7 protein-coding genes are annotated in these 13097 nt (G+C 64.4%); 2 read left to right on the forward strand and 5 right to left on the reverse strand.

What is annotated here, in order from left to right:
• Positions 1 to 40 precede the first annotated feature (40 nt).
• Both CXY74_RS05615 and CXY74_RS05620 read left to right on the forward strand, forming a co-directional pair.
• Positions 41 to 877, forward strand: coding sequence for an SDR family NAD(P)-dependent oxidoreductase (locus CXY74_RS05615; protein ID WP_104199516.1), 837 nt, complete (start codon positions 41 to 43; stop codon positions 875 to 877).
• Between the two features lie 343 nt (positions 878 to 1220).
• Complete coding sequence (locus CXY74_RS05620; RefSeq protein ID WP_104199517.1) at positions 1221 to 3050, forward strand: HNH endonuclease signature motif containing protein; 1830 nt, start codon at positions 1221 to 1223, stop codon at positions 3048 to 3050.
• A 210-nt stretch (positions 3051 to 3260) separates the two neighbouring features.
• Here CXY74_RS05620 and CXY74_RS05625 read toward each other — a convergent pair whose 3' ends face one another.
• The 5 genes from CXY74_RS05625 to CXY74_RS05650 form a co-directional block, all read right to left on the reverse strand.
• Positions 3261 to 7307, reverse strand: coding sequence for an SCO7613 C-terminal domain-containing membrane protein (locus CXY74_RS05625; RefSeq protein ID WP_104199518.1), 4047 nt, complete (start codon positions 7305 to 7307; stop codon positions 3261 to 3263).
• Positions 7308 to 7426: 119 nt separating this feature from the next.
• Positions 7427 to 8242, reverse strand: coding sequence for an alpha/beta fold hydrolase (locus CXY74_RS05630; RefSeq protein WP_104199519.1), 816 nt, complete (start codon positions 8240 to 8242; stop codon positions 7427 to 7429).
• 77 nt (positions 8243 to 8319) lie between these two features.
• Positions 8320 to 10509 carry an MFS transporter gene (locus CXY74_RS17890; protein WP_233193228.1) on the reverse strand — a complete coding sequence of 730 codons (2190 nt, stop codon included), beginning with the start codon at positions 10507 to 10509 and terminating at the stop codon, positions 8320 to 8322.
• On the reverse strand, positions 10506 to 12554 hold the full coding sequence (locus CXY74_RS05645; RefSeq protein WP_104199520.1) for a TRAP transporter fused permease subunit: 2049 nt from the start codon (positions 12552 to 12554) through the stop codon (positions 10506 to 10508). Before CXY74_RS05645 ends, CXY74_RS17890 begins: the two co-directional genes overlap by 4 nt.
• Positions 12551 to 13093, reverse strand: coding sequence for a hypothetical protein (locus tag CXY74_RS05650; protein ID WP_104199521.1), 543 nt, complete (start codon positions 13091 to 13093; stop codon positions 12551 to 12553). The genes CXY74_RS05645 and CXY74_RS05650 overlap by 4 nt, the downstream gene beginning before the upstream one ends.
• Positions 13094 to 13097: the final 4 nt, after the last annotated feature.

Genomic DNA, 13097 nt, shown 5'->3' on the forward strand with positions numbered 1-13097 from the left:
GTAGTCCCGCAAGAGAAGGCGCAGGCGGCATGATGGAGGTATGAGTCGAACCGTAGCCGGAGCCCGCGTGCTGATTACCGGAGCCGCCAGGGGAATGGGCCGCTTGTATGCCGAACGCTGCGTCGCCGAGGGGGCGAAAACCGTCATCTTGTGGGACCGCGACGGTTCCGCGCTCGCCGCGACCGCCGCCATCCTGACTGAACGTTCCCACGGACGCACGCGGGTCGCCCCCTACGTCGTCGATATCGCCGACCTCGGCGCCATCGCGCAGACCGCGCAGCGGGTGCGTACGGAGATCGGCGATCCCGACGTGGTCATCAACAACGCCGGCATCGTGCGTGGCAAGTATTTCTGGGAGCACGACAACGGTGCAGACACCCGCCCGACCATGCAGATCAATGCGCTTGCGCCTATGTACATCGCGCGCGAGTTTCTGCCGGCGATGATTGCGAGCGGATGGCGCGAGTCACGTATCGTGAACATCGCGTCGGCCGCCGGCACCCTCAGCACCCCGCGTATGAGCGTCTATGCCGCCTCGAAAGCGGCCATGATCGGCTGGAGCGATTCGCTGCGGCTCGAACTGGTGCAGCAGGGACACGGCTATGTCAAGGTGACCACGGTGTGCCCGAGCTACATCGACACCGGCATGTTCACGGGGGCCAGCGGGCCGCTGCTCACCCCGCTGATGACGCCGGAATACGTCGTTGATCGGGTCTGGCGGGCGATGCTCGCCGGCAAGCCGCAACTGCTGTTGCCGTGGACGGTGAACCTGTCGAAGGTGCTTCGCGGCGTACTGCCGTTGGCCGCCTGGGACGCCGTGGCGGCCCGCGTTTTCGGTGTCTACCGGTCAATGGACCGCTGGGTCGGTCGCGGGTAGCTGCCGAGTTTCGGTGAGGGTGACAGGCTCCAGGTGGACCAGCACCGGTGCCGAACCGATTTGTTCGTCGCCGACGCATCGTCCGGCGTCGCTTCAGCGTTGACGCAAGCCGAAACAAATGGGGACTTTGAGTTGACCGCCGTCGGCCTGCGCCAGTCGGCCCGCTCGAGTCGGCCTGCTCGAGTCTGCGGTTGCCGCCGTCGGTCGAGTCTGTCGAGGCACCGTCAACGAAGGCGAAACGGTCTCAAAACGCGAATGATGTCCCGAATATAACTTCGCACTGAAATCTAAAGAATACTGAGACTTCCTCGACTTACAGCCTTGATTTTGGTAGAATTCAAGCATGAGCCAGAGCGGCGAGACCCCCCAAGCGGGCTCAGTCGATTCCGATTCCAACTTCGACGGCGTGTCCGAGGGAGAATTCGCCGAGTGGTCGTTCTCGGCTGAAGACCGCGCATTCTTCGACGCGTTTCGGCTGCAGTGCCGGTCCGAATGGCAGGCCGAAGACGAAGTCGAGGCACAAGCCGGCGCGACAGTTGCGGTAAAGATCCGGCAGGACTTGCAGCTCGCCGATGGTCCGACCATCCCAGCCGACCTCGACCTGGCTGAAGTGTTCGCCGCCGTCCCGCCCGAGCAGCTGTTCGACGAGAACCTCCGCGAGGAGTTTCTTTACGCCGAGTACACCGCTCACCAGCTTTGCGCTGACCCGCCCGCGCAGGACTTCTCCGCGCAGGACTTGCCCGCGCAGGACTTGCCAGAGCAGGACTTGCCAGAGCAGGACTTACCCACGCAGGACTTGCCCAGTGACGTGAACCCGTTCCAGCGCCGGCAGGCGAAGTTCGTCGACCGGGTGCTCTATCTCGAGAGGGTCATCGCCTGGGCGCAAGCAAGCAAGGCAGAGGTTCTTACCGAGGCGTGGGATTACACCACCAATAGCGCCGAGACCGGCCGACCGCAGCCTGGGCTGCAACACGAGCACGACTGGGACGCCACCTTCGCCGCCCAGCAGGGCTTGGTCGCGGAGATGGCGTGTGCGCTGCGCATCCCGGCCGGCACAGCGTCCGGTCTTTTGCACGAGAGCCGGGTGTTGGTCGAATCGCGTCCGCAGACCCTTGACGCGCTCCGCGCGGGGAAAATCTCCCTGCGCCATGCGCGGCGGGTGCTCGACCAACTCGACTCCGTGCCACAGCCCGCCCGGACCGAACTGGAGGCGGTGTTACTGCCGCACGCCTGCACGCTCACTCCGGCACAGTTCGACGGTAAGGCCCGAAAACTGCGTGAACGGTTTCACCCCGACAGCATCACCGTTCGCCGGACCAAGTGCCTGGCCGACCGCAAAGTCATGTTCTTTCCGGACAAAGACGGCATGGCCACGCTCTGGCTGCGCGCCGCCGGTGAAGACCTCCACGGCATCTACACCCGCGTCACCGACGCCGCCATCAGCTTGCAGGGCCCCGACGAGCCCCGCACGCTCAGCCAACTCCGCGCCGATGTCGCCGTCGACCTGCTCACCCAAGGGGTCACCAGCACCGGCCTCGGCGCCGGCCTGACGGCCAACGTCAACATCACCGTACCGGTCCTCACACTGATGGGAAAGAGCGAAGAGCCGGGCGAACTCGAAGGGTACGGGCCGATCGAACCGGAGACCGCCCGCCGGCTGGCGGGAACCGCGACAAGCTTTCTGCGCATCCTCACGCATCCGCACACCGGCATCGTGCTCGACGTCAGCGCAGAACCGTTCCGAGTGCCAGCCAGCCTGAAGAAATACCTGCGCCTGCGTGATGGAACGTGCCGGTTTCCCGGCTGCAACCGCTCCGCCGCGCATAGCGACCTCGACCACACCCGCGACAAACAATTCGGCGGCCCCACCACCGCCACCAACCTGCACTTCCTCTCTCCCGCCCACCACAACCTCAAGCACTACTCCGCGTGGACCGTCATCGCCGACCCCGACGGCACCCTGAATTGGACCAGTCCGGCTGGCAAGCACTACGCCACCGATCCCGCCACCCGCATCAGTCCACCGCGACAACAGACCGACACATCACCACCGCGACCCGGGCCCACCACACCCGGCCCGAACGCACACGGCCCGACCCCGCCCGAGTCGACCCCGCCCAATTCGACAGCCTCTGCTTGGGACATAGTCGACCCCGACCCGCAGCCGTTCTAGGCGCGGGGTTCGTGGCCCCCGCCCGTTTGGAAGACCGGTCCGATCGTGAACCACGTGCTGGGCGCAATCGCTCGGCACCATGCGGCATCACTCCGCACCGAAGGTGCACGGTCCGACAGGGCGCTGCGCAGCACAACAGCACAACAGCACAGCACGGCACTGCCCGGCACAGTACCGCCCGGCACAGCATTGCGCTGCGCATCCGCCCGGCTACCGCAGCGCACTGATGCGCAGGGCAACCGACTTGAGGTTCGCGATGCGCTGTTCGTAGCGTGCAGCGAGCACGATGAGCAGAATACCGCCACCACCGAGCCAGAGGAACCACGGAATCACACTGTAGGCGAGGGCGATCCACGGCCAGAGCTGGGCGACACCGTGGATGAGCAGCACGACAGTACCGATCACGAACGGCGCTTGCAGTTTTCGCGTGCTACCGATCACAAGCACAATGATCGCTGCAATTCCGAGGCTGACGATTCGCCACAGGTCGTTGTACGTGAGATCGAGCAGCAGCGACGGCACCAGTAGCAACGACAGTCCCGGACCAAACCAGGGCCAACTGCGCGCTCGTGGATCGCCGTGCAGGCGCAGCCAGCCCGACCCGATCAGCGCCAACGCTACCGGTACAGTGACGAGTTCAAACGGGTCGACCTTGCCAGAGCTGGCCACCGTGATAGCGGTCAAGCCGGCCAGCCCGAGTAAGCTCCAGGCGGTGATTGCCCCCAACGGCGCTCGCGGCTGCGCGAGGGCAATCACATGCACCGCAGAGAGAGCGAGCACGAGCAGAACGGCCCGGGGCGTTGACAGCCCGGCATCGGCGGGGGCGCTGACAACGGTGAGTTCGACCCAGGTCAGAACGGATGCCCACACCAGCACAAGCGCGATGCCCGTGCCGCGTCGAAGCGCCGTGGTGTCAGCATCCGTTTGGCGCACCAGTAAAACCGCGGTCATGCTCGCCGCCATGGTGGGAAGTACCAGCCAGAGCTCGAGTCGCCCATCGGGGGCGCCGGGCGCCCCGACCAGACGCTGCGTCTGTGCGAAGGCTGTGACGACGAGGGATATCGCGCCGGCCAGACCGGCCGCAGCCAGATAGGTTGACGACGGCGGAGCCCATCGCACCAGTGCGGCGCCGATCATGAGGGTCACAGACACGAGGGCCAGCACGATGGGGCGCACCAGCGACCCCGACTCGGACGACACGGCGAGCGGTACCAGGGCAATGAGCAGCCCGGCGAAAGTCAGCACGCCGGCTACCGGACTTGCTTCGCTCGAGCGATCGGTTGTGCCATAGCGGCGAATCAGTGCGGCCGTGGTGAGCACGATACCGGCGACCGGCAGCACATACGGTTCGAGTGCCACGATACCTGCATGATCGAGGCCGAGCCAGAGGCCAACCGTGCCAAGCAACAGGGCAAGCCAGCCAAAGTGGCGGCGATTCGACCGGGAGCCGAACAGCCCGTCGGCCGCGATCGCCATGATGAGCGCCACGATGCCGGCGAACACGATCACGAGCCAGCCGAGAGAGCGGAGCGTGCCTGCGGTGCCTAACGTGCCTGCCGTGCCTACCGCGGCGAACACGCCAGGCACGAGCACAATCGCAGCGCCGATTTCGAGGGCAATCCGGTCGCGGCGGGCCGTCGAATCCACATCCAGGGAGCCGGTTGCACCGCTGGCCGCGGCGCTGGCCGTGACGCGGCCAGCGCCGCCGTTACGGTTTGTACCGCGCAACAGCGCGAGTGAGCAGACTACGAGGGCGACAGCCGGTGCGGCGAGTGTGAAAACGGATGTGACGGCAGCCGTTATGAATAGAACCTCGCGTAGCAGTAAATACACCGCCGGGGCCAAGGCGATGGCAGCGATTGCACGTTCCAAGTGCAGCCCGCCATGGTTGGCGCGCAGAAAGACCCACGAAGCGCACGCGGCGACCAGAATACTGGCGCGCAGGATGGATCCGAGAGGTTCGGGCTGTAGCAGGGATTCGCCGGCGGCAAGCGACCACGTTCGCATCGGAAGGACGAAGACAACCACGCTCGGAACGAGGAGAGTGAAGAATGCCCAGCGCCGATCGAGAAGAGAGAGCACCGTTGGCCGAAGTGCTGCCGCAGCGACGAGCAGGTGCAGGAGGGCCGTTGCGAGGGCGATGGCTGCCGTGACGTTGGCCAGATTGATCGCGTCAAACCACTGCTGTTCCGGCGCGAGGGCCAGAGGAACGTGACCAACCCCGACCAAGGTGATCACGATCGCCGCGGCCAACAGTGCTTCGCGGGTGTGAGCGTGGGAGGCGCCCGCGAGTGCTGGGCTGGTGAGCGCGGGGCTTGCAGCCCTGTGCGTGACCAATAGGCGGGCAAACCAGAGCGCGAGTACGAGCGATACCGTGCCGAACCACCAAGTTGTGGGGTGTGCCCAACTGATGACATAGCCCAACGTCTCGCCGGCGATCAGGAACACGATGGTGGCCGGTGCCAGAAAGCCGAGCGAGAACCGACCGGCGTCATTCACTGTGGGCGGCACCGAAGTTGGCTCAGGCGATCGAGCGAGGAGCAGGCTGATGAGTGCGCCGGCGCCCAGCAGCAGGTAGAGCGCGACGATAACCCCGATGGAGGGGGAGAGCGGCACAGCGAGAATGACGACGGCCAGTGCGAGCGCAGTCACGATCTGGCGCCGGGCGCGCAGCAAACCGCCCAAGGCCCAGCCGATGAGCAGTATTGCGCCGACTCCGGCCAGCGCGAGTAATGCCCAGACGTTGTCGGCGTTGGCAAGGTCACGGACGACCTCATGGCCGCGTAGTCCGCTTGTTATGGCTTGGATGAGTGGCCAGGCCGCATACCCGGCAGTGAGGAGCAGCGGAATGGCCGCGACGGTGGTGGCCGAAAGGGCTGCCACCAACCCGGCCGTGCGTGCGGCTGAGGACGCAGCAAGGTGACGTGCGAACAGTTCGAGTGCCACGGCCAAAGCGGTGGCGACGAGCAGGGGCACGGTGAGTGAAAATGGCAGACTGTCGGAGCGACCGGCAACGACCGGCGCGATGCCAGCCGCCGCGAACGCGGCCAGAGACGCCGCCAGATAGGCGAAAGCTCGGTATTCCCCCATGAGTCGGGCCGGCTGCGCCACGTCGACGCTCTCAACGATCAGCGCGGACCGCGGCGCACGCAGTACGAGCACGGCGTGGGCCGTGGCAACAAGCGCGACCGCGCCGAGGCACCAGACCGGCGCGATCAGGCTGTCGGACTCTACGAAGACCGCGACGACGGCCGCCGTGACCAGGGCCAGCGCGCCCAGCGCGAGCAGCAGTATCCGCTCGGGGAATCGATCGAAGGCCGGCCACCGGCGTCCATCCGCGGGCCGGGACAACGTTGCACGATGCAGCAGGGCTGCGATGGCGGCACCGAGAAAGCCGACGAAAACGCGAGTGAGCGTGTTCTGGCCCTGCAAGAGACCGGCCGCGAAGAGCCCGACACCGGGAACCGCGACGACGAAACCGGCGATACTGCCCACGCGCAGGTTCGATCGGTTGTGCCAGCCGAGAAAGAGCGTCGCGCAGACTGTCAGGGCGACTCCCCAGTAGAGCGCCCCATCTCCGGCGGCGAGGCCGAAGAGGTTGTTCTGCCGCATGCCCCAGACGTCGAGAAGCACAAGCACCACTGCGAAGCTTCCGATTCCCTCGGCGGTGGACGTCAGCCGCGAACGACGCATCCGTGCGGCGACTACGAGAGCCGCCACGGTCAGCAGCGCGACGACAACAAAGCGGAACCCCAGCCCAGCGACGATCCACGCAACGGTGAGAAAGAAGATCGCAGCAACCGAGACCAACAGCACACCGATGGACAAAAGCACGACCTGCACGCTGGGACGCCGGGGCTTTGTGGGCAGGGCCGGCAGAACCGGTGACGCCAACGTCGTGGCGACCGTATTGATGGAGCTCGAATTTGCAGTGACCGAATCAGCAGTGACCGAATATGTACTGAAAGGACGGGGTACGGCGACCCGGCCGGTCTTCGTTTCGTAGCGGATGCGCCCGATCAGCTCGGCGCGACGCTGCAGCGCTGCTGCGGCATCCGCTGAACTGGCCAGTAACTCGGTTGCGGCCCCGTGCTGCAGGTCGAGTCGGCAACTGGAACAGACCGGCGACCTCAGCGGTGTGTGGCAGGCCGGGCACAGCGCCGAGTCGATAAGGTCCCTGGCATTGCGCGGCCAAATAATGCGACCGGCATGCCGGAGGTAGAATTCTCCGCTCTGGACTGGCTCGTGCTCTGACATCGATCTCCCCGCGGTCGGTCACTCTGCCCACAGGCTACCGGGCATAGAAAACCTGGGCAGACCCCACCGCAGGGTGTGGACAATTGTCGCAGGGGAAGGCGGGGGAGGAGACGGAAGGATCAGAGGCTGTTGGTCGCGAGCCAGCTGACCAGCACGCGCTGGAATTCCAGCGGATGCTCGACGCTCGGCAGGTGAGCGGTGTCGCGGAACGTGCAGCCGCTGGCCTGCGGCAGCATCTCCAACAAAAATTCGTAGTGGGCCAGCGACGACGTGACGTCGAGCTCGCCCACGGTCACCAGCGCCGGAACGTCGATGTCACTGACCCGGTCGAGCGCGGCTGGCTCGAGCGGAATCGGTATCGGCGCTTCCGTGGCGTGGATGACGTTGCGCAAATTGAGCTCCTGCGCGAGGGCCAGAAAAGCGGGGTCGACGTCGGCTGCCTTGCGGGTCGGCCCGACCGCCCACAGTGCAACCTCGAGCCGCGCCAGCCGCGGCCATTGGCGGCCGGTGAAGGCCGCATCCAGCTTGTCGAACAGTGCGTCTTCACGTTCGGTGAGCTCCACATCGGGAAATCCGCTGGGTCCTGACCCGATCGTGACCAGTCCCGCGACGCGCTCGGGGCTTTCCACGGCAAGATCGATCGCAATCGTGCCTCCGCGCGAGCACCCGATCAGGGTGGCCCGGGCTACGCCGAGATGGTCGAGCAATGCCGTGGCATCTGCTCGGTTGGAGAATTCAACATTCTTGGTCGTTGTCTGGCCAAAACCACGGGTATCGAAGCGGATGACGTAGTGGTGGGCCGAGAGGGCGGCGATCTGTGGGTCCCACATGCGCAGGGTCGCGATGCCCGAGTGGAACAGGAGCAGGGCTGGCGAGTCGGGGTCTCCGTGGGTCTCGTAGTAGAGGGAAGCGCCAGGAACGTCGAGTCGGGGCATGCGTTGAGCGTAGCAACGTCGATCGCGCGGCCGAAAGGGCCGCGCCGATTATCGGCTGCGCAAAAACACAGGCTCAACTACATGGACGATGTTTGGTCGGGCTTGCGATTACCGGAATTGTGATCTCGGTTGGGTGCTTCGTCGAGCGGTTCGGCTTCGAGGGTGTCTGGCGAGTCGACGACAGGATTTTGCAGAATGCCAATCCCGGGGATGCGGCATTCCGCAACATCTCCGGGTCGGATGTGAACCGCTCCGGGCGTTCCGGTAGAAATGATATCGCCGGGAAAGAGCGGCATGACCTTACTGTGAAAGCTGATGAGGAAAGCCGGGTCGTAGCGCATGTTGGAGACGGTGTTGCTGCGATGAACGTCTCCGTTGATGACTGTTGAGACCGTGACGTCGGCCAAAGAATCGTAGGACTCGTACACCTCCGACAACGGCACAATGCTCGGACCGAAAGCGAAGAATCCGGGAAAATTCTTCGACCTAGTCAGAAACCGCGGATTTCTCTGAAGGATATCTTCGGCGGTCTGGTCGAGGAGCGGAACAACGCCAGCCACATAGGACAATGCGTCTTCCGGTTCAACGTTGCGGCAGTATTGCCCAATCACAATTCCCAATTCGGCCTCAGCGGTCGTTCGGGTGCTCTGCCACGGGATCGGGATATTTTCGCCCGGGCCGATGATGGTGTGGTCGCCCTTGATGAACGATGCCGGCTCGTCAGGAACGCCCTCGGCGAGATCCGAAGCATGTTCCACATAGTTCAAGCCAATGCCCCACAGCATGCGTGGATGCCGATAGGGCGCACCGAACGTCACCGAATCTGCCGGGCGGAAGACCGCCGCTGGAGCAGCGAGGGCGACCGCCTCAATCGCATCGACTGTGCCCTCGGTGAGCACCTCGAGTACATCACCGGTGAAACCGGGAACGAGATCGCGAATGAGGGCGACGCCGCGATCACCGACGATGACAGCTGCGAATTCAAACGAGTCTTCGCGGACAGAACACAAACGCATGGGAAGCCTTTCAAGGGGCGTGACTGGGTTTATCCAGAGAGGGATGGACGGGACAGCCGGGGCGGCGGAGCGCGCGAATTGGCGCGAGTGTCGAATCATTCGTCGACCGATTCGGAAGGTGAGAGCTGCTGCGATGGCGACGACGCCGGCGGCGAGCCACGCGGTCTGGTAGGACGTCGCTTCGACCAGAATCCCAAACGAGAAAGGTCCTAGTGCTGAACCCAGCGACAGGCCGGTTTGAACAATTCCGGTAGCGGATGCCGCGTCTCGCCGGTTGTCGCGCACCACGGCGAAATGCAGCAGACCGGGCCAGGTCCACCCACCGGTATAGGCGAGCAGCGCCCCCACGACGAAAACGGCAGGGGCGCCGACAGCCAGCAAGGTGTAGCCTACGGTGCCGACCAGCAGCAGGTTGGAAATCAGGACGTACGGGCTCCGCGTGGGAAAGGCGTCCATCGCGGCACCGAGAGCCACCCGAATTACCAGCCCGATGAGAGCAGCCCCGGCAAAGAGGAGACCGGCAGCACCGGGACTCGTACCGGATTGAACCGCCGAATCGACGAGGAATACTCCGATTGACGTTGCCGCGGCGGAAGCGAGCCCGGCGCCGAGCGTGAGAACCCAGAGACCGCCACGCGGTGTACCGCGATCCGGTGCATTCCCGCTCGCGCGGGCCGGCGTCGTCTCCCGCGCGTTGCTGCGCAGAGCCCAAATGGCCAGGGCGACGGCGGCCAGTGCGCCGATCAGGAATGCCCAGCGCCAACCGTAGACCAGGGCGATGGCTGGCACGGCGAGACCACCGAACAGGCTCGCCGCCGGAATCGATGACTGTTTTATGCCGAAGGCCAACCCGAGCCTGTTCGTGCTGATACCGCGGGAGATACTCAGATTTGCTGAGGGCTGAGCCATAGCATTTGCAACGCCGCCGACTGCGAGCGAGAGCACGAGTGTCATAAATGATCCGGCGCTTCCGACACCGACGAGCGCAATCGCTGCGAGCAGAGCCGACAGAACCATGCCGCGCCGGGCACCGATTCGCTGAACCACTCGGCTCAACGGTCGCGCCAACACCCCGGCGACCGCAAACAGAGTTGCCGCCGCCATCCCGATTTCGGCGGGACCGAGTCCGAGGTCGGCGCGAATCTGCACGGCCAGCGCTCCGAGCAGGAACGTCGGCAGCACGCCGGTCGTGGTGACGGAGACGGCTTTCACCATCGTCGCTGCAACCTGCCCGGAGGGTGCCCGCATCATGCTGCCGGAACGCTCACCTTCGGCTGTTTTCTGTCTGCTCTACGTCGACGATCCACGAGGTGCACGGCGATTCCCAACAGAATCATCCCGATTCCAACTGCCATCGACACGGGAGAAAGCGTCACAAGTGGGAGTGCGCCGCACCCAATCAATATCCGTTCCGGCAATCGAGCCGGACCCCAGAGCCACCCTCCGGTTGCGACGGCAAGAGCGGCTACGGCGATAGCGGAAGCCACTAAGGCGAGCAGGATAGACCAGAAGCCGCCTTGGAGAAGTAGCCCGATCCCCGCTTCGGAGAGTACGAAAACGAACGGCACCAGGAATGCAGTCAGAGTGTACTTCCAGGTCAGCCACATCGTCGTGATGGGTTTTCCGCCGGTAATAGCGGATGCGGCGAATGGTGACAGCGCCGTCGGTGGGGACACCTCACTGAGCACGGAATAGTAGAAGATGAACATCGCCGCGGCGAACGCTGGAACACCGACGTCCTGAAGAGCCGGACCGATGATCACCCAGGAAATGATGAAGCTGGCCGTGACCGGAACCGCGAGCCCGAGCAGAGTCACGGCGATAGCCGAGAGGATGGCCGTCAGCAGCAGGTTGCCCCCGGCGGCGGACACGATGATAGTGGCCAGCTTGAGACCGAGACCGGTGAGGGTCAGAACCCCGACGATGAGGCCGGCTGCGGCCATCACGGGAATGATCGACATGGCGCCGGCCGCTCCCGCAGCCAGTGCATCCCAGATACGACGCGGCGTCATCCACGATTCACGGTCGAGGAAACTCAGCACGAGAGCGAGTACCGTCGCATAAACGACGGCACGAAACGGTGTCATTCCCAGCGACATGAAGACAACGATGGCCGCCAGGGAACTGAAATGGTAACCAAAACGCAGCAGTAGCTTGCCGATCGGCTTGACGTCCATTTTCACGTCCGTGGTTTTGAACCGGCGCGAATCCATTTCAATCGACAGGATGAGTCCGAAGTAGTACAGAATCGTCGGAATGATCGCCCATATGAGAACCTGCAGGTAGGAGACGCCGAGCAGGGCGGCGATGATGAAAGCCGCCGCTCCCATCATGGGCGGTGCCATGATGGCGCCGATACCGGCAGCCGCGAGCAGGGCGCCGCCGTGTTCCTTCGGGTAGCCGGCCCGGCGCAGGAGTGGCCAGGAGATTCCACCGAGGGTCACGGTCGTCGCCACGCCGGAGCCGGACACCGTGCCGAGCAGGAATCCCGCCAGCGTCACGGTACGCCCGGGGCCGGCAGCGGATCTGCCAAACGCGGCGAACGACAGATCGATGAAGAATTTGCTCGCACCAGAGCCGGTCAAGACGGCCCCGTAAAGTGTGAACAGAATGACGAAGGTGGCCGCGACATTCGTGGGAACGCCGAATAGACCCTGAGTGCCCATGATGTTGTGACCGACGAGGCGGGACCAATCGAACGAGGACGTTCCGAACACTCCCGGAATGTAGGAACCCCAGTGGGCGTAAGCAAAGAATACGACTACGGCGATGGGGATCATCAGGCCTACGGTGCGCCGCGCAGCTTCGAGCGTCACGAGAATGGCGAGCGTGCCCATGATGACGTCGAGGTCGGTGGGAATGATCGCCCGGCGAAAGTACGCGTCCCAATCCGAGATGATGTACGCGAACGGCACCACGGCGACGACGGCGAGCAGCCAGTCGGCGATACGAGGATTATCCTTCGCTCCGGCGATTTTGCCCTTCTTCTTGCTGCCCCAGCCGCGGTAGGCGAGGAACGTCGCCGAGAGCGCGAGCATCAGGAAGGCGGGAAGGTAGAACTGTGAGGCCATCGGGTTGAAGACCCAGTACACGCCAAAGAGGGAGAGGGCTACGCCCATGATCTTGACCACGAGCTGGGGAATACCGCTGAGCTTACGGGCGGGAATTTCGGCGTCGAACTCGGCGAGGAGGGCTTCCTCGTCAATCTTCGGGTCCAGGTCGAGCGATTCCGATCCGGCGTCGCTCGGGGGTGACTTCGTTCCGACGGCTGCGCTGCCGCCCGATTTCTGGGTCATGGTATCTCCTTGATCTCGAGTACTAGATAGGGGGTGGCATCGTCAACGAGCTGCCAGAGTGCGAAGGGGGCTGACCCGGGAATATGAATGGTTCGTTCGCCCAGGTCTGTTGCCGCGATCGACAGTGCATCGAACACGGCGGGATGGTTCGGGTCTGGCGGCACAACATAGGCGCGGCGATCCCCGGCCGGAGCGGGGGAGGGCGCGCCGGGCACGGCGTAATACTCTTCGATGACGGCCAGCTGGTCGGCCGCTATTTCGACCAATTGGTAGCTTTCGTCGGCGCCAACGAGATAGCGTTCCTCGGCCAGGGTCTGGTAAATCGAATTGCGGTAGCTCACCGAGAACGTGTCACCGTTCAGCGGCAGGCTGGCCAGCTCGTCGCCAGCGCGGTCTCTGACCACGATCATCCGTTCGGCACCGGCACCGGCACCGGTACCGGCCTCGCCCGGACCGAAGGCGGTGGCGGTGGCGAAGCCGAGAATTCCGGCGGTGAGCGTGATCAGCACCACCGCGATGGCAACGGCTGGCTTGCGCATGGCG

The sequence above is a fragment of the Cryobacterium sp. Y29 genome, assembly GCF_002929825.1.
In the GTDB taxonomy this organism is placed as follows: domain Bacteria; phylum Actinomycetota; class Actinomycetes; order Actinomycetales; family Microbacteriaceae; genus Cryobacterium.